16 protein-coding genes are annotated in these 18728 nt (G+C 43.2%); 8 read left to right on the plus strand and 8 right to left on the minus strand.

The annotated features are described in order from the left end of the window. Positions 1–48 precede the first annotated feature (48 nt). Positions 49–738: a tRNA (guanosine(37)-N1)-methyltransferase TrmD gene (gene trmD / locus VL121_RS15505; RefSeq protein ID WP_325406968.1), complete on the plus strand. Its 690-nt coding sequence runs from the start codon at positions 49–51 to the stop codon at positions 736–738. Between the two features lie 25 nt (positions 739–763). Beyond that, positions 764–2365 carry a L,D-transpeptidase family protein gene (locus VL121_RS15510; RefSeq protein ID WP_325406970.1) on the plus strand — a complete coding sequence of 534 codons (1602 nt, stop codon included), beginning with the start codon at positions 764–766 and terminating at the stop codon, positions 2363–2365. A gap of 22 nt (positions 2366–2387) precedes the next feature. Here the strand turns inward: VL121_RS15510 and VL121_RS15515 are convergent, their stop codons facing one another. Both VL121_RS15515 and VL121_RS15520 read right to left on the minus strand, forming a co-directional pair. Beyond that, positions 2388–3077 (minus strand): LytR/AlgR family response regulator transcription factor, encoded by a 690-nt coding sequence (locus tag VL121_RS15515; RefSeq protein ID WP_325406973.1) that lies wholly within the window; start codon positions 3075–3077, stop codon positions 2388–2390. Further along, entirely contained in the window at positions 3074–3493 is a 420-nt protein-coding gene (locus tag VL121_RS15520; RefSeq protein WP_325406975.1) for a hypothetical protein, read from the minus strand. The genes VL121_RS15515 and VL121_RS15520 overlap by 4 nt, the downstream gene beginning before the upstream one ends. Before the next feature lie 66 nt (positions 3494–3559). Here VL121_RS15520 and VL121_RS15525 point away from each other — a divergent pair, with 66 nt between their 5' ends. Then, positions 3560–5713 carry a hybrid sensor histidine kinase/response regulator gene (locus VL121_RS15525; protein ID WP_325406977.1) on the plus strand — a complete coding sequence of 718 codons (2154 nt, stop codon included), beginning with the start codon at positions 3560–3562 and terminating at the stop codon, positions 5711–5713. A 23-nt stretch (positions 5714–5736) separates the two neighbouring features. On the opposite strand, the gene VL121_RS15530 is transcribed toward VL121_RS15525, so the two are convergent. Then, positions 5737–6459 carry a hypothetical protein gene (locus VL121_RS15530; RefSeq protein WP_325406979.1) on the minus strand — a complete coding sequence of 241 codons (723 nt, stop codon included), beginning with the start codon at positions 6457–6459 and terminating at the stop codon, positions 5737–5739. Positions 6460–6561: 102 nt separating this feature from the next. Here VL121_RS15530 and ade point away from each other — a divergent pair, with 102 nt between their 5' ends. Continuing rightward, complete coding sequence (gene ade, locus VL121_RS15535; RefSeq protein WP_325406981.1) at positions 6562–8199, plus strand: adenine deaminase; 1638 nt, start codon at positions 6562–6564, stop codon at positions 8197–8199. Positions 8200–8221: 22 nt separating this feature from the next. Here ade and VL121_RS15540 read toward each other — a convergent pair whose 3' ends face one another. Continuing rightward, a complete protein-coding gene (locus tag VL121_RS15540) occupies positions 8222–8623 on the minus strand; it encodes a hypothetical protein (RefSeq protein ID WP_325406983.1) in 402 nt (133 codons plus the stop codon). A 237-nt stretch (positions 8624–8860) separates the two neighbouring features. Here VL121_RS15540 and VL121_RS15545 point away from each other — a divergent pair, with 237 nt between their 5' ends. Next, positions 8861–10822 (plus strand): acetoacetate--CoA ligase, encoded by a 1962-nt coding sequence (locus tag VL121_RS15545; protein ID WP_325406985.1) that lies wholly within the window; start codon positions 8861–8863, stop codon positions 10820–10822. Positions 10823–11143: 321 nt separating this feature from the next. On the opposite strand, the gene VL121_RS15550 is transcribed toward VL121_RS15545, so the two are convergent. Beyond that, positions 11144–12277: an AI-2E family transporter gene (locus tag VL121_RS15550; RefSeq protein WP_325406987.1), complete on the minus strand. Its 1134-nt coding sequence runs from the start codon at positions 12275–12277 to the stop codon at positions 11144–11146. Between the two features lie 114 nt (positions 12278–12391). Here VL121_RS15550 and VL121_RS15555 point away from each other — a divergent pair, with 114 nt between their 5' ends. Further along, a complete protein-coding gene (locus VL121_RS15555) occupies positions 12392–13657 on the plus strand; it encodes a neutral/alkaline non-lysosomal ceramidase N-terminal domain-containing protein (protein ID WP_325406989.1) in 1266 nt (421 codons plus the stop codon). Positions 13658–13720: 63 nt separating this feature from the next. Here VL121_RS15555 and VL121_RS15560 read toward each other — a convergent pair whose 3' ends face one another. From VL121_RS15560 to VL121_RS15570, 3 genes are all read right to left on the minus strand, one after another. After that, on the minus strand, positions 13721–14728 hold the full coding sequence (locus tag VL121_RS15560; RefSeq protein ID WP_325406991.1) for an aldo/keto reductase: 1008 nt from the start codon (positions 14726–14728) through the stop codon (positions 13721–13723). 14 nt (positions 14729–14742) lie between these two features. Next, complete coding sequence (locus VL121_RS15565) at positions 14743–15216, minus strand: GAF domain-containing protein (protein ID WP_325406993.1); 474 nt, start codon at positions 15214–15216, stop codon at positions 14743–14745. Positions 15217–15458: 242 nt separating this feature from the next. Next, positions 15459–16220, minus strand: a complete 762-nt coding sequence (locus VL121_RS15570; protein ID WP_325406995.1) for a 3-keto-disaccharide hydrolase — start codon at positions 16218–16220, stop codon at positions 15459–15461. Between the two features lie 267 nt (positions 16221–16487). On the opposite strand from VL121_RS15570, the gene VL121_RS15575 reads away from it, so the two are divergent. Further along, positions 16488–17435: an NAD-dependent epimerase/dehydratase family protein gene (locus tag VL121_RS15575; RefSeq protein WP_325406997.1), complete on the plus strand. Its 948-nt coding sequence runs from the start codon at positions 16488–16490 to the stop codon at positions 17433–17435. A gap of 35 nt (positions 17436–17470) precedes the next feature. Beyond that, positions 17471–18724 carry a peroxiredoxin family protein gene (locus VL121_RS15580; protein ID WP_325406999.1) on the plus strand — a complete coding sequence of 418 codons (1254 nt, stop codon included), beginning with the start codon at positions 17471–17473 and terminating at the stop codon, positions 18722–18724. Positions 18725–18728: the final 4 nt, after the last annotated feature.

Raw genomic sequence — 18728 nt, forward strand, 5'->3', positions numbered from 1 at the left:
AAAGTAGTAAAATGAACGAATAATAATTACTGCCTCTATCTTTGCGGTATGCACATAGACATTATTACCGTATTGCCGGAATTATTAGAAAGCCCGCTTTCGCATTCCATAATGAAACGGGCAAGAGAAAAGGGATTGCTGCAGGTGGAAATACACCAGTTAAGACAATGGTCCGTAAATGCTTACGGACAAGTAGATGATTACCAGTATGGCGGAGGAGCCGGTATGGTAATGATGTGTGAGCCTTTGGTAAATGCCATTGAACATTTATCCAAAAGCAGGGCTTACGATGAAATCATTTATCTTACTCCCGATGGGGAACAATTTAACCAAAAAACAGCCAACCAGCTCTCTTTGCAACAGAACTTATTGCTGATCTGCGGTCATTATAAAGGCATTGATGAAAGAGTGCGGGAACATTTTGTAACTAAGGAAATTTCGATCGGCGACTATGTATTAAGCGGCGGCGAACTGCCCGCTGCCATACTGGTAGATGCTATTGGGCGTTTGCTGCCTGGCGTTTTGAATGATGAAACTTCCGCGCTTTTTGATTCATTCCAGGATAATTTATTGGCACCGCCGGTTTATACACGTCCCGCTGATTACCGGGGATGGAAAGTGCCGGAAATATTGCTAAGCGGCGATCCGAAGAAAATAGCCGACTGGCGCTATGAAATAGCTGTACAGCGAACCAAAGAAAGGAGACCGGATATAACGGAGACGGAAAGCGATGTTTAAGTGCTGGTATCTTTAACTTTCAGATATGAAGCAGTTTATTGTATGGGTGATAACGCTATGTTTTCTTTTTTCGGCCTGCCGCAACCGGCAGAATGAAACCCCCGTAGTGGAAGAAAGAGACACAACCATTACCATATCTAATGCTTATACGCAACTGTTCTTCAACAGTATTGCGCTGGAGCGCTATATTCAGCAGCAGCAATTTTCAGATACCACAGCCAACCGGTTCCGCAGCTTTTATAATGCCCGTAATTATCAGTATGCCTGGTTTTTCAGCGATGGGCCTGCAGAGCAGGCATACAACTTCTTAAATATGCAGAGCGATTATATTGCATATAGCGGAGACAGCAGCTTGTATAACCCGGTATTGCAACAGGTGTTTGATACGCTGAAAGCAGGAGGGCATTTCGTTCCGTTAAGCGATACGAACCGTTTAAAAGCGGAGTTATCGCTCACCGTCCAGTTTTTCCGCTATGCTGAAAAAGCCTACCAGGGCGATCGGAATCTCAATACCAGCGACCTGAAATGGTATATTCCCCGAAAAAAAATAAATGAGGTGGCCTTACTGGATTCCCTTATTGCGCATAAAGGCGAAAAGGTTGACAGTTATGAACCTGTAAACATTTATTATCGGCGCCTGAAACAAAAACTGCTGGATTATTATGCTATAGAGAAAGCGGGAGAATGGGAGCTGCTTGTTACCAGCCGGAAGAGGCTGGAGGTGGGCGATACCGCAGCCGTTATTGCGGCTATAAAGCACAGGTTATTGCTTTTGCAGGATATGCGCTCGGCCGACAGTTCAAGGTTATTTACAGACTCCTTAAAAATAGCCGTCAAAAAATTTCAGATGAGGCATGGTATGCAGGCGGATGGTGTTATAGGTGCTGCCACACTTCGTAAAATGAATGAACCACCGCAGGCTGCTATCCGCAAAATGCTGATTAATATGGAAAGAATGCGATGGGTTCCTGCGGAAATTAACAGCGACTATCTCCTGGTGAATATTCCCGAATTTAAATTACATGTGTTTGAAAATGGCAGCCTTTCATTCAGTATGAATGTGGTGGTAGGAACCACGCAGCATAACACCGTTGTTTTTAGCGGCGATTTGAAATACGTTGTATTCAGCCCTTACTGGAATGTGCCTGCGAGCATTGTAAAAAATGAAATTATACCGGGCATGGAAAAGGATAAGAATTATATTACCGGGCATAATATGGAAATCACGGGTTATTCGGGCGCTATACCCATAGTGCGGCAAAAGCCCGGGCCTAACAACTCGCTTGGAAAGGTGAAATTTTTGTTTCCTAACAGCTACAATATTTACCTGCACGACACCCCCCAGAAAAGTTTATTCGGCGAAACGCGAAGGGCATTCAGTCATGGATGTATACGGTTAAACGAACCCCGGAAATTAGCAGAGTTTCTTTTGCGCAACGACAGTGCATGGACCGGCGCAAAAATAATTGCGGCTATGAACAGCGGGAAAGAAAAGTATGTTACGCTAAAATATCCCGTTAAAGTATTTATTGGTTACTTTACCGCCTGGGTTGACTCAATGGGAGCGTTGAATTGCAGGGATGATATTTACGGGCACGATGCAAGGATTGCCAAACAAATGTTTTAAAATAGGGAATAAAGATTTCCGGTTACAGTATATTAATCTTTTGCATTACCCCCGATTTATGTGTTTTACTAATGGGTATCATATTGCCATTGATGAATAAAACATTTTCCTGTATATCGTTGATCTTGGTAAAGTTTACAATATAGGAACGGTGCACTTTCATAAACACCTGCGGGTTTACCTTGGTTTCTAAGTTTTTGATGGTGTTGTGCGTGATGTATTTTTTTACGGGCGTTATAAACTTAACATAGTCGCCCATGCTTTCAATAAAAAGAATATCATCATTATGCAGCCGGATCAGTTTGCCATCTGTTTTAATAAACATATGATCCTGCTCGGAACCCCCATTTAGCTGTTCCGTTTTTTTACTCACTTTTTGTACCGCTTCTAAAAAACGCTGATAGGTAAATGGTTTTTTGAGATAATCTGTAACGTTATACTGGAACGCGTTGTAAGCATACTCGGTTTTAGAAGTAGTAAGAATTACCTGTGGTGTGTACACCAGTTGATCCAGCAATTCAAACCCGGTGGCGCCGGGCATTTCAACATCTAAGAAAATAAGATCTACTACATTGTCTTTCAGGAACAGCATGGCGTCTTCCGCGTTAAGAAAATGATGCGCCACGTCTACCACCCCGGATTTTTCGCAGAACCTTTTAAGAAATTCTGCAGCAACCTGGAGATCTTCTACAATAATGCTTTGATACTTCATAGATATTGGATATTGTGCTGTTTCAGCCGTTTAATTTCTTTTTCCGCTTTTTTTACCGCTTCAAGCGTTATAATCTTAATATGATAGAATCCTGCCTCCGCTTCTGCTGCCGTTTCAGACTGGGCACAGGTTTGTTCAAATACTGCAAACTCCTCCATGATCTCATTCATGCCCATATAGCCTAACAGGGGTTTCATTTTATGAATTACTTTTTTTAACCCCTGCATATCCCCGTTGTGAAACCTGGTTTCTGCCAACTGCTGCTCATTACGGAGTTGCTGAACAGAAGATTCAAAAACCATTTCTGCCTGCAGGAGGTCATCACCATATAATTCCTGCAGAAACGCGTTGTCCAGTTCAGGTGAAAAAAGGAATACTATTTTCTGATCTTCATTATACATTATCACAATTTGCATAGCATAAAGGCGTTTTACCTTTTGCGTTGAATAAATATTAATGTGGTCAAATCATCATCTCAGCTTATGCAAACGAACATTTTAGATAAATTAGTATCTTTTTGCTATAGTATTTTAAACAGTGGCATTGATCCTGCCAAAGGGCATGAAGAGAATAAGGAGGTACAAAGACTCATCATTTTTATTTTTTTCGGAATAGGTGTAAACCTGATATCGGTAATAATGAATATTGTGCATGGGTTATACATCAGCATTTCCCTGAATATTACTTCCATCATTCTATTATCGGTATGTTTTTTTTTAAATAAGGATGGTAAACGGGTATTTGCCAAAGTGCTGGGTATTATTACCATCAACTTTTACCTGTTTGCCATTAGCTATGCGGAAGGCCTGAGGGCCGGAGAGCATATGTATTATTTCCCCTTTTTATTAGCGCTGATTTTTGTTATTGATATCCGTAAGAATTATGAAGAGCTGATCCTGACTTCTGTAGTAACTTTCATTACTGCGGCATTAATTTTTATTGTGGCGCCTTATGTAAGTAATGTGCAGGCCATCAGTACGGAGCAATACAGCGCTTTATTCAGTTCAAATCTTAGCCTTTCGCTGGTTATAACGGCATGCTTTACTTACTATATCTTAAAAACCCTGGAAATTAATGAGGAAAAGCTATTAGATGAAACACGGTTTAAGGATACCGTGTACGATACCTCGTTAGACAGCGTGTTCATTGTTGATACATATAGTATGGTAATAACCGGCTGTAATAAAAAGGCCATTGAAGTATTTGGATTAACCAGTAAAGAAGAAATAGTAGGTACATCTGCCAAGCAACTCCTGGGTAATATAATGGAAGAACATATAGTTGTACAGGGTAAGCAGCAGTTTGCCAAAAAATCTCCCTGGTATGGCAATATGGATTTTGTGCGAAAAGACGATACGCCCTTTTTCGCATATGTAAACATTGTTCCCTTTTCGCACAGGGAATATCATTTTTGTAAAATCAGTATCCTGGATATTACGGAAATTAAAATTGCCGAATTTGAAATATTGAAAGCCAAGGAAAAAGCGGAAAAAGCGGTTCAGGTAAAGTCGAGGTTTTTGTCAAACATGAGCCATGAGCTCAGAACGCCGTTAAACGCTATTATAGGCACTACAAACATCATACTGCATGAAGAGTATCTGCCATCGCAAAAACAGAGTTTTGAAGTACTCAAATATTCTTCAGAGCACATGATGCAATTGGTGAACGACATCCTTGATTTTAGCAAAATTGAAGCCGGGAAAATGGTGCTTGAAAATGCGCCATTTAATATGAAGGCTTTTTTACAAAAAGTGATAGCTCCTTTTGCCGCTCCCATAGCGGCAAAACGCCTGTTGCTTCAAATTGATGTTAATGACAATGCGAACCTGGAAGTATATGGCGATGAAATGCGCCTGATACAGGTAATGAATAACCTGGTGGCAAATGCTATAAAGTTTACGGAGAGCGGAAAGATTACGATTGAGGTAAAAGAAATTGCGCATAAGAGCCATCATGCTGATATTTATATCGCGGTTAAAGATACCGGCATTGGCATCGCGCAAAATAAGATGCGGCAGATATTTGAAAGCTTTACACAGGCGGATATTGAAACAACGAGAAAATTTGGCGGTACAGGACTGGGGCTTGCGATAAGCAAAAAAATTGTTGCTCAAATGGGAGGCGACCTGCAGGCCGAAAGCAATGTAGGAATTGGCAGTACCTTTTATTTTACACTTAGCTTTAAAATTGCCAGGCAGCAAAAATCGTATGTTGATGAAAGTAAACTGAAAGGACTTTCCAGCCTGGAAGGAATAAAAGTGTTGCTGGCGGAAGACAATCCTATCAATATGATAGTTGCCAAACGATTTTTACAAAAATGGAATATGGAGGTAATTGAAGCAGAAAATGGCGTAAAGGCAGTAGCACTTTTTCATCAGCATCAACCCGATTTGTTACTCATTGACCTGGAAATGCCCGAAATGGACGGAGCGCAAACCGTTGCGGAAATAAGAAAAACACACCCTTATGTACCTATTATCGCTTTTACAGCGGCTACTTATGAAAACATAAAGGAAGATTTGCTCAGTAAGGGCTTTAATGATTATGTGCCTAAACCCTTTAAGCCTGAAGAGCTGCACTCAAAAATCATAGCAGCCACATCGCCCGGTTTTAATGAACACAGGAAGGCATCTTAGCGTTAAAATATTTTTGCTGTCCGTTAATTCGTTTGCTCCATAGCTTTAATATCAAGTGAGGTATTGATCTCAATTTTACTGATGCTGGATTTTATTTCTCCTACCATAGCATTACTTATTACGGCATTATAGGCAAAAACAAAGCCTTCCGGTGTTTTACGGTAATCCGAAAAATCGGTGGTTTGTGTAACCGTTTGCTGATCTACTTCAGTTTTTACAATGTTGCGGATCACATAATAGCTGTTTGGATCCAGGTAAAAAGTACTTTCATAGTTGCCCCTGCTCAGTATGATCTTGTGTGCTGCTATGTTATTAACCGTATCTTTTCCTTTATAAACAGCGGTAAATCCTCTTGCCTTGTAATCGGTTAATTCGCTTCCTGCAATTAAAGTTCCTTCTGCTGCCTTTACGGCATCATCAGGTATGGGCCGGGCTTCTGTACTCCCCATTAAAGGATTGATCATCCAGCCTTTATCTTTGGCTATAAAGGTGACCATTTTTTGCCCCTGAAACGCTACTTCCTGGCGCGAGGCTGTGCCATAAATGATCCATTGTTTGGCCGGCATTTGCATGCCCATTACTTCCATATTGGTTTCAATGAAAATATTTTTCAATGCAGACAGGTTTTCTTTGCCACCCAATGCTTTAATATAGCTGGCTTGCAATTCATCCACTGTTTGCGCCTGTACAGGTATAGCCATGATGCTTATAAGAACAGCCAATATGGCGAACTTTAATTTTTTCATTGATTTTACTTTTAATTATTCCGTCAAAAATAAGTGTTTCCGGCCTGTTTATAATTTCCGTTTATCATTTAACTTGTTACCGGATCATTACTTTCTGATAATATGACATATACTAATCAAATTAAAGGCCGGATCGTGGATGTTTTGCGGCAAACCATATACCCCGGAATCATTTTTACTGACGGGAGTAAGATACAGGCAATACAGGAAATAGAGAATGAAGATGATCGCGACCTTCCTTTTATTTTACCGGGTTTTATTGACGCGCATATTCATATTGAAAGCTCTATGCTCGTGCCTTCGCAATTTGCAAGACTTGCTGTGGTGCACGGTACGGTAGCCACCATTAGCGATCCCCATGAAATAGCTAATGTTTGTGGTATGGAAGGCGTGGAATATATGATCAATGATGGTAAAAAAGTTCCTTTCCATTTTTTCTTTGGTGCTCCCAGTTGTGTGCCGGCTACTGTATTTGAAACCGCGGGAGCGGAGTTAAATGCTGATGATGTTGAAAAACTGCTGCGGAAAGACGAAGTTAAATACCTGAGCGAGATGATGGATTTTCCCGGAGTTTTAAGGAGGGATGCAGGCGTAATGAAAAAAATTGCTGCGGCGCAAACGCTTAATAAACCCGTAGACGGGCATGCGCCGGGACTCAGGGGCGGGCAGGCTAAACAATATATTGATGCGGGCATTTCAACAGACCATGAATGTTTTACCAAAGCCGAGGCATTGGATAAGCTGCAATACGGAATGCATATTCTTGTAAGAGAAGGAAGCGCGGCTAAAAATTTTGAAGCCTTAATTGACCTGTTGCATGACTACCCGGAAAAGATAATGTTTTGCAGCGATGACAAGCACCCCGACAGCCTGGTGGAAGGGCATATTAATCAGTTATGCGCCAGGGCGGCATCCAAAGGGATAGACATATATAAGATATTAAGAGCGGCATGTATCAATCCTGTTTTGCATTACCGGCTTGATGTGGGGTTGCTGCGCGCAGGTGATAGTGCCGATTTTATATTAGTTAAAGATTTAACCAGCTTTGAAGTGCTGCAAACCTGGGTAAAAGGTGAATGGGTGGCAGATAAGGGAAAGAGCCTGGTACAACCTGTTGCGAACAGCGGAGCGATTAATAATTTTCACTGTAAGAAGAAAACGATACAGGATTTCTCCTTTGTGGAAACGCATGCTTTATTGCCGGTAATAGAAGCATTGGATGGCCAGCTTATTACCAATAAATTATTGTATGAACATCCCGTATCCGTTTCAGATACCGGCAATGATATATTGAAAATTGTAGTGGTTAACCGTTACACCAATGCTCCTGTTGCTAAAGCCTTCATTAAAAATTTTGGCTTGAAAAAAGGAGCCATAGCTTCTTCGGTTGCGCATGACAGTCATAATATTGTTGCTGTAGGAACAGATGATACGGCCATATGCCATGCTGTAAACATGGTCATTGAATGTAAAGGAGGGGTGAGCCTGTGGGCGCCTTCACCCGGCAGCGGCGAACCAATAAACCTGATATTGCCACTTCCTGTAGCTGGTTTAATGAGTACTGAGGATGGTTACAGCGTAGCCGCGCGTTACGCCATGATGGATAAAGCTGCCAAAGCGCTTGGGTCAGCTTTGTCTGCACCCTATATGACATTGTCTTTTATGGCGCTATTGGTAATACCCCATTTAAAACTGAGCGACAGGGGGCTGTTTGACGGCGATACTTTCAGGTTGATGTAAATAGCAGAAGGAAATATCTGTGTTAATGCTTTCTCCGCTTTGATTTTGGTGGTTCAGCCATTATTTCATCCACGGTTTTCAATTTTGCATCATCGGCTGCTTTTTTTATATAAATGGTACGATATAGTATTTGCGAAGGATTTTGCCTTGCTTTAACCGTGACCTCTACTTTTTCAACCGTGGGTTCAAAGGGTAACCATAGGCTGTTGCCGTAGAATTTTCCATAAGAAGCAGTAAACAGAAGCTGGGTGCTGTCCATCGGACGGAAATTGCCGTTTGAGAGTTTCCCAATTACATTAATATAATTGTATGTTCCTTTTTTCAGGCTATCGGTATACAAATTAAAATAAATGCTGTCCACTTTTTGAGCAAAAGTGATGCTGTAGAAATAAAGTAAAACTGGTATAAGTACTATTTTTTTCAAACCGGCTGTTGTTTTATGTATGGTTATGACGTATAAACGCATACAAAAGTACAGTTGCAGAAAAAACTAAGCCAAATCTTTACTTTTATATAACAAATTGCGGCGTTACGCCTAAAAACCCATTGCCTGTCACCCCTGGCAAGGAAGGGCTCAAAAAAACGATAGCCCCTAAGTGTAGCTTTTCGTAACCTGGCCTGGCATTTTATATTGACAGTAATTATTTTATCTTAGCACACTATGGTACCACCTATATTATGGAAGCCTTCGGGCGCTTTTAAACGCAGCTCAAACCTTACGCAGTATATGCAATGGTTAAAGGATACCCTGCAATTAGATTGTAAAGATTACGACAGTTTGTGGCAATGGTCTGTTGAGCATACAGCAGATTTCTGGAAGAGCATTTCAGCTTATTTTAAGATCATCCATCATGCTCCATACAGGAGTGTGATGAGTAACGATCCTATGCCGCATACAAAATGGTTTGAGGGCGCTACATTAAATTATGCCGAGCATATTTTTCGTAATGCAACAGGCGGGCGTCCTGCCATATTATTTCAATCCGAGCGGCATCCGCTTACATCCGTCAGTTGGGAAGAGCTGAAACAGAAGGTAGCGGCATTGCAAAGTTTATTTATACAGCAGGGTATACAGCCCGGCGACAGAATCGCGGCTTATTTACCTAATATTCCTGAGGCTACCATCTCGCTACTGGCCGCTATGAGTGTTGGGGCGGTATGGAGCAGTTGTTCACCCGATTTTGGGTCGGGAAGTGTTATGGAGCGCTTTCAGCAAATTGAACCCAAAATATTGATTGCGGTGGATGGATACATGTATAATGGAAAAATGTTCAACCGTACAGACGAAGTAAAAGCCATTAAGGCGGCACTTCCTTCGGTTGAAAAATTAATAAGGATTCCTTATGCAGGTAAGGATGCTGATGCGAAGGATATGCCGGGCGCCGTGTTGTGGAGTGAAGCGATGCAAACTCCATATACGGATTTTCGGTTTACCGCTGTTCCTTTTGATCATCCTGTATGGATATTATATTCTTCCGGCACAACCGGCATTCCAAAAGCCATCACGCATAGTCATGGCGGTGTATTACTCGAACATTATAAATACCTGGCTTTTCATAATGATGTGCAGCCCGGTGAAAATTTTTTCTGGTTTACCACTACCGGCTGGATGATGTGGAACTACCTGCACGCTGCCCTGCTTACAGGCGCTACCATTGTACTGTATGATGGTAATCCCGGTTACCCGGATATCAGCGTGCTGTGGCGGATGGCGGCAAATGCGCGGGTGCATCATTTTGGTACCAGTGCGCCTTTTATCATGGCCTGTAAAAAAGCAGGTATCCTTCCGGGTGAGTACGGCGATCTTTCCGCATTACGTTCTGTCAGTTCTACCGGGTCGCCGCTGCCGCAGGAAGGATTTGATTATGTGTATGAAAAAATAAAAAAAGATTTGTGGTTGTGCAGTATGAGTGGCGGTACGGATGTGTGTACCGCGTTTGTAGGTGGATGCTCCCTGTTGCCGGTTTATGAAGGCGAAATTCAATGCAGGGCCCTGGGTTGCGAAATGTATGCGCTGGATGAGGAGGGCAATCGGCTGTGGGATGAAGTGGGAGAGATGGTGATTACTAAACCCATGCCTTCTATGCCGGTATTTTTCTGGAACGATAAGCAGTTTGAAAAATATCTTTCCAGCTACTTTGAAACCTATCCCGGAATATGGCGGCATGGCGACTGGGTGAAAATAACACCCCGCAACGGGGTGATCATTCTCGGCCGGTCGGATGCTACGCTTAACAGGCAGGGGGTACGGATTGGAACGGCGGAAATATACCGGGCGATAGATACGATTCCGGAAATTAAAGACAGCCTGATCGTTAATATTGAATTGCCCGGCGGCGGTGATTATATGCCCTTATTTGTGGTGATGAAAGAAAACCACAGCTTAACCGCAGAAATAAAAGAGACTATCAAAAGAACCTTACGCAGCACCTATTCTCCACGTCATGTGCCCGATGAAATGATCGCGGTAAATGATATTCCCTATACTATTAGCGGAAAAAAAATGGAAATGCCCGTTAAAAAGATATTAATGGGTAGGCCGTTAGAGAAATCAGTGAACGCCGGATCTGTAAAAAACCCGGAATCGCTGGAGTTTTTTAAAACATTTATGATGAAGAAGTAGGTTGCAGGGTACAGGGATGTCTGGTCTGTAAATGTATTGTGGTTAATACATGAAGAAGTGCGGGGCAACGCATAATAAAATACAAATAGTTCGTTCCATGGTAAGCGGGCCGCCAATGGCACATCATGTTATTTTCAGCACTTGATTGACCCGGTAGTAAGGGGTGGAAAAGCAGGATAGAATTGGTGTTGCACAAGCGAGCGTGGCAACTGTAGCTTAATAGTAGCAATGCAGCTAAGGACATAAAAATATCCTGCCACGAAGGAGATCAGGCAAAATGCTTTCAATCAATGTATGCCAGGCACTTCAAATTTAAAATTTTCATGCTTCCTCTTCTTCCTCTTCCGCATCTGTTTTTCTTACATGCCTGTTCCTTAACCTTACCGCCGGGTTGGTCATAGGGCTGAGGCCGGGGCGTTCATCGCCCAGCAAAATACCCCAGTGCCGGAAATCCGTAGTGTGATCAAAAATAATTTTAAGTATGGCAATCATGGGCAGCGATAAGAACATGCCCGAAACCCCGGCAAGCGTGCCGCCGATAATAACGCCTATAATGCTTACCAGGGCATTGATCTTTACTTTAGAGCCCAGGATACGGGGCATGAGAATATTGTTGTCTAAAAACTGAACAACAGCAATCACGATCAATACGGCAAATACATGCCATAATTCGCTGGAAGAAGTAAGCGTAAGCAATACACCAATTACGTTGCCAATGAGAGCACCCACATAGGGGATAAGATTAAGAATGGCAAAAATGATAGCAATGAGCATGGCATGTTTAATACCTATAATCATTAAAATGCCGCCTAACATAATGGTCATATAGGTTACCTGTATCACTAAACCCATCAGGTAACTTTTAACCATTACTTCCGTTTCACGCAGTGCCGATTCCACCTGCGGGTGATCGTCCCTGTTAAACCACAGGAAAACAAAACGCAGCAAAAGGTTTTTATAAAAAAGAATCAGGAAAACGTAAATAGGGAGCAGTCCCATAAATACAAATACACCAGTAACAGACACGGCGGCACCGCTCAGGTAAGAACCCGCGTTATTCACCAGCTTGCTGCCCTGTTCCTGCAGTACTTTAATTTGCTGGTCGGCAGAAAGATTCAGGTTCCTGTTAATCCAGTTGCTTAGCGTAGTCCAGTGTATGTTAAGGTTTTTCTCTAATTGGGGAAAATCGTTCACTAAGGAAGCGATCTGCAGGGAAAAAAATGCCAGTATAGCTATTATTATAAGAGCGGCGGTTAAGATAACCAGTATGATAGCAATGAGTTCGGGGATTCTTATTTTTCGTAAAAACCTGAACAGGGGCAATAGCATGAGGCTGATGAAAAAAGCCATCAGCAAAGGCATGATAATGGAATTGGCTACAGAAAAAAGGGCTATGAGTAAACATAACCCCAAAAGTTCTATGGAACGTTTTACAGTTAAAGGCAATTGCTTCATACACCAGGTATTGTTAACAAGTTACGTATAAAAAATATGCCAGTTTAATAAAAAAAAGTAGCAATCCTTTTTAGTAAAAAGCGAATTACTTATTTTCAAATAAAGAATACAGCTATGAGAAAGATGTTCCTGTTTATTATTTTTCTTTTTGGAACCACTTTACTTGCCGCTCAAAACAATGCACCCGGCCGCCTGCTGGTGGGTGCGGCTGAGGCGGTAATCAATCCGGATAGTGAAAGCTTCCTCGCCGGTTATGATCAGAACCGCAGGAGCACAGGTGTGCACGACAACCTTTTTGTAAAAGCTGTAGTAGTATCCAACAAGCTCAACGCACTGGCATTGGTTACTATAGATTGTATTGGGTTGCCCTATCCTGTTGTGCAGCAAATAAGAGACGCGGTTGAATTAAAGCTCCCGCCTGGTGTATTTAATGCAGGACAAATCATTGTTTCTTCTACACACACCCATTCGGGACCGGATGTAATTGGCATATGGGGAAAGGATATGGCGCATACCGGCACAGACAGCGCATATATTGGCTTTTTAGTTAAGACTACCGCGGAGGTGATTGAAAAAGCATGGAAGCGCCGGCAGCAGGCTGTGGCAAAATATGCCGATACCGTATTTGGTGAAGGATGGGTGGAAAATGTTTCAGACAGCCTGGAAATAGACCGTTCCGTTACAACTGTGCAATTTACCGCTCCGGGTGGAAAAAATATTGCTACGCTTACCAATTTTGCCTGCCATCCTACTTTTTTGGGAAGAGAAAATACGTTGGTGAGTGCCGACTTTCCTTCCGGGTTTTATAAACAAATGAAGAAAGGTGTGGGCGGCATAAACTTATATGTGCAGGGGGCGATTGGAGGGTGGGTGCAACCTGAAAAAGTGGCGCGCACATTTGAAGAAGCTGAAAAGAAAGGAGCTGCGCTTGCCACCGCGGTTACCGGTGCGTTAAAGCAAGCGAAGAAACTGGAGGGAACCGGTATATCTTTTGCTTCACGCCGTTTTGAAATGCCGGTTAGCAATAATGGGTTTAAGCAAATGACCGCCGCGGGAATAATTAAAAGGGATATCAGCGATGGCACCCCTACTGAAATTGCCTGGTTTACTATTGGCAATGCGGCATTTGCCACGCATCCTGGTGAGACCTCCCCGTTATACGCTTTTGCAACCAAAAAATTAATGACTAATAAAGGTCCAAAATTTGTTATAGGCCTGGGGCAGGATGAACTGGGCTATATACTGAAACCAGATTTTTTTGAACCGGGCGCCAAACTGCATGCCGCTCCTTACCTTACCGGAATGTCGCCGGGCGAACAAGCCGGATCTGCTATGCTGCAGGTACTCACGGAACTGGCGGAGCAGAATGAGGGGAAATGACAGGACAGATAAGGGATAAGTTGCAACACAGGATATATGAACCTGACAGCCGATACCTGATACCTACACATTCACCAGCTTCATACCGCCATCGCCATACCGGTTGCCTACATTAGGATAGCGGGTCATTAAATCATTAATCTTTTTTAAATCATTTGCTGATAGGTGAATATCCACTGCGCCTGCATTCTCCACTAAGTATTTTCTTTTTTTAGTACCGGGTATGGGAATGATATTATTGCCCTGTGCCAGCACCCATGCAAGGGCAAGCTGTGCAGCCGTGGCGTTTTTTTCTTTAGCCAGCGCCGCAAATGCATTTCCCAGTTGAATATTGTTCTGCAAATGTTCTTCATTAAGGCGGGGTAATGTGCGGCGGAAATCATCTGCAGCCAGTTGTGCAGGATCGTTTATCGTAGCGGTAATAATTCCGCGTGCCAGCGGTGAGTAAGGAATTAATGAAATACCCAGTTCATGTACAGTATCTAATATTTCGCCTTCTATATCCCTGCTCAGTAATGAATACTCGCTTTGTAACGCGGCAATGGGGTGAACGGCATGCGCTTTCCGGATAGATTGAGCGGAAGCCTCACTCAGTCCGAGGTAGCGTACCTTGCCTTCCTTAACCAGTTCGGCCATGGCGCCAACGGTTTCTTCTATAGGAATGGTTTTATCTACGCGGTGGGCGTAGTACAAATCAATAGTCTCAATTTTTAATCGTTTCAGACTTTTTTCTACAGCCGTTTTGATGTAAGCCGGCGACCCGTCAACGTAAGTGCCGGGCAGACCGCTATGGCCCGGAGTGCTGTCTTTAAAACGAAAGCCGAATTTAGTGGCAATAAAAACCTTATTGCGGTTGGATGCCAGCACCTGCGATACCAGTTCTTCATTTGTACCATTGCCGTACATATCGGCTGTATCCCAAAAGTTGATATCCAGGTCCAATGCCTTATGCAGCGTAGCGATGCTTTCCGTATCATCCGTTGGGCCGTAGGCGTAGCTCATGCCCATGCAGCCCAGGCCAATAGCGGATAGCTGTTCTTTTGTGTTACCCAGGTTTCTGTATTGCATCATATTTTTTTATACTGTTACCATTGTATTAACTCCACTATCTGCTCAAGGTATTGCTGGTCGGTAGCATCAAACCGGTCATAAGCATCACTGTCTGCGTCCAGTACGCCCACTACTGCATTATGCCTGATAACAGGCACAACAATTTCCGATTTCGACAGGCTGCTGCAGGCGATGTGTCCCGGGAATTTTTCAACATGGGGTACAATAATCGTTTGCGCTTTTTCCCAGGAGGCGCCACATACACCCCGTCCCTTACGGATACGGGTACATGCTACCGGTCCCTGGAAAGGCCCCACTACGAGTTCATTATCCTTAACCATATAAAACCCCACCCAAAACCAGCCAAACTGTTCTTTCAGCGCGGCAGCTATATTCGCAAGGTTGGCTACCAGGTCGGACTCGCCCTCTATCAGTGCTTTTACCTGGGGAATAAGTAACTGGTATTGCTCCGCCTTGGAACCCGTTGCAATAATCAAATCTTCTGCCATACAGCAAAGGTAGAAAGTTTGAGGTTATTGCAGGTTTCAGGTTACAGGTGTCAGGTATCGGGTTGCTCACTATCACCACTCGCATTAAAATTTGCGGTTCACAGCCCATCATCAGGATACACCCATATTCACATTTCCACAAACCGATGATGATACTTTCCCACGCTGCAATCCCCTCCCACAAGCCTCATGGGTTTGCCGCTCCCAATCAAATTAGCACATTTCTCACACTTTCACATTTCCTACAAAGGCCTTATCCATATATTCCTGAAAGCAGTTGGGTTGCCGTGATCCTGCAATTCGATCGGTTCTTTATCGCCATGTTTTTCGTAATTGGGTGTACCAACATATTGGGTAGATCCCCATATGGTAGTATTGTTTTGTACTATCACGCCATTGTGAAATACCGTGATCCTTGCGGGTGTTCTAACGGTGCCATCTTCCTGAAAGGTAGGAGCAGTAAATAATATATCATAGGTCTGCCATTCACCCGGTCCGCGGGAAGCATTTACCTGCGGAGGCGTTTGTTTATAAATACTTGCGGCCTGTCCGTTGGAATAGGTGCGGTTATTATAAGAATCCAGTACCTGCAGTTCATATCTGCCCATTAAAAAAATACCGCTGTTTCCACGGCCCTGGCTTTCACCCTTTACTACAGCAGGAGTGCGCCATTCAATATGCAACTGGCAATCGCCAAAGCCTTCTTTGGTTTTTATATTACCAGTACCGCTTTCTACTACTAAAGCATTTCCTTCAATTTTCCATTTTACCGGGCTGCCGTCTTTTGCAGACTTCCATTTAGAAGCATCTTTTCCGTCAAATAATATAATAGCGTCCGAAGGGGCATCGGCATTGGCTTTGCCGGGTGTTATAACCCTTACGGCAGGGTCCCAGTATTCGGTTAATTTAGGGTCGCCATTTCTGGGGGCTTGTTGTGCAAAACCCGCGGAAATAGTAAAACATAAACAAGCGCTCAATACAATTTTGGATAAACGAATGATCATAGTTAAAATTTATTGCGTTTTTAAAAGAGAGTACAATTTATAAAAAAATATGGTTTGAGATGGCTTTTAACAAATACGCAACGAATGGGGAGTTTAAAGTTTTTGGTTTGTTGTTTATCGTTACCTTGAGAGGTAAGAGGTAAGAAGTGAAAGAAGGCGTTAGCTCATCGTTAGTATACTTTAGCCGATCGCTGCTGATTGCTGAATCTGACGGCTAATAGCCGACATCCCGTTTGTACATGTTTAAATTGTAATACATATAATACCATGATGAAAGATAAAATACTTGTTATAGGCGCATCGGGCCAGATAGGTGTGGAGCTAACGCTGGCTTTACGCAGGATATATGGCAATGCCCAGGTAGTTGCATCCGACCTCAGGGAAGAAAACGACCTGTTAAAAGGTACGGGGCCTTATGTTTCATTAGATGTAATGAATAAGGAAATGCTGCATGTGCAGGTGATCCGGCAAAACATTACCCAGATATATTTACTCGCGGCCATTTTATCGGCAACCGGCGAAAAAAACCCGGGACTGGCCTGGCATTTGAATACGCAAAGCTTATTGAACGTGCTGGATATTGCAAGGGAAGAACAACTGCAAAAGGTATATTGGCCAAGCAGTATCGCCGTATTCGGACCCACTTCCCCGCGGCAAAACTGCCCGCAGCAAACAATAATAGAACCGGTTACGGTATACGGCATAAGCAAATACGCCGGGGAGTTCTGGTGTAATTATTACAACAGGCGTTTTGGCGTAGATGTAAGAAGCCTGCGTTATCCCGGACTGATCAGCTACAAATCTTCACCGGGCGGCGGTACTACCGATTACGCGGTAGAAATTTTTAATGAAGCACTGGAAGAAAAGAAGTATACCAGTTTTTTATCTGCCGGCACTTCCCTGCCCATGATGTATATGCCCGATGCTATCAGGGCAACTATTGAGTTAATGGAAGCAAGCGCTGCTAACATTGCTGTTCGAACCTCCTATAACCTTGCTGCTATAAGCTTTTCGCCAGCGGAAATTGCGGCAGAAATAAAAAAACATATACCCGGCTTTGCGATTACCTATGAACCGGATTACAGGCAGGCTATTGCCGATAGCTGGCCGCAAAGTATTGACGACAGCGCTGCCCGAAAGGATTGGGGCTGGAAGCACGAATATGATTTGCCGGGCATAACCGCCGATATGCTGCTTAACCTGCGGCAGGAATAAGTTTTGTATTTTTGCACTTTATGGAATGCAACTTTATGAAACGAACGGTATTGGCGCTAACCTTATTAATAGGCGGTTTATATGCCCCGGCGCAACAAAAAAATAAGCTCTCCGCAGGGCAGTGGCGTGGTGAACTGGAAAGAACAGACGGCAATAATATTATCTTCAACTTTGAGGTAAGCAAAAATGCGGGGAAGCCAATCATATATGTTCGCAATGCTGCAGAGCGCTTAGCCGTTGATGATATTACAGTACAGGATGACTCTGTATTTATACGGCTTCCCTTTTTTGATTCGCAGTTCAGGGCTGTTTTTACGAATGATAAGCAGCTACAGGGCGTTTGGATAAAACGGCTGGCAGACCGTAACCTGGTTATGCCTTTTTTTGCTGTAAACGAAGGTGAAAAGAGCTACCGGTTTAACGCGGGCAATACAAAACCTGCCGCGAATATAACAGGGCGATGGGCAACTACTTTTTTTATTCCGGGTAGTGAACGCACGGTAAAAGCAGTAGGCGTTTTTAACCAGGCAGGAACGGCATTAACAGGTTCTTTTCTTACGCCATCGGGCGATTACCGCTATCTTGAAGGTGTGGTAGATGGCGACTCGCTCAAGCTGTCGGGTTTTGATGGTGGGTATGCCATGTTGTTTACCGCAAAAATTGATGATGCAAAAAAGATCAGTGGTGGAAAATATTTTTCGGGTGCGGGAATACCCAGAGAATGGGAAGCCAACAAAGATGCGGCAGCAGCATTAGCCGGTAATAGTTCTTCCGGCCTTTTAAAGCAGGGCACATCTCCAAAATTAAACTTCACTTTTAATGATGTGGATGGTAAGCCGGTATCTGTTAATGAACACAGGTTTAAAGATAAGGTAGTGATCGTACAGCTTTTGGGCTCCTGGTGTCCTAACTGTATGGATGAGACCGTTTTTATGAATCAAATATATCAGCGGTATAAATCAAAAGGAGTAGAGATACTGGGGCTGGCATACGAAAGAACAGCCGATTTTACCCGTTCGCAGCAAAGTGTAAAAAATTTTATGAAGCGGTTAAAAGTAGCATACCCGGTACTCATTACCCCGGTTGCCGTAAGCGACCCTCAGCGTGCTGAAAAAACATTACCACAGTTAGAAAAAATACCCGCTTTCCCAACTACTATTTTTGTGAACAGGAAAGGTGAAATTCAAAAAATACATGCAGGGTTTAACGGCCCCGGAACAGGGGCCGATTATGAAAAGCAGAAAAGAGAATATATAGAGATCATTGAAGATTTGCTGGCACAGCAGTAAAACC

The organism is Agriterribacter sp., assembly GCF_035497235.1.
Taxonomy (GTDB): Bacteria; Bacteroidota; Bacteroidia; order Chitinophagales; family Chitinophagaceae; genus Agriterribacter.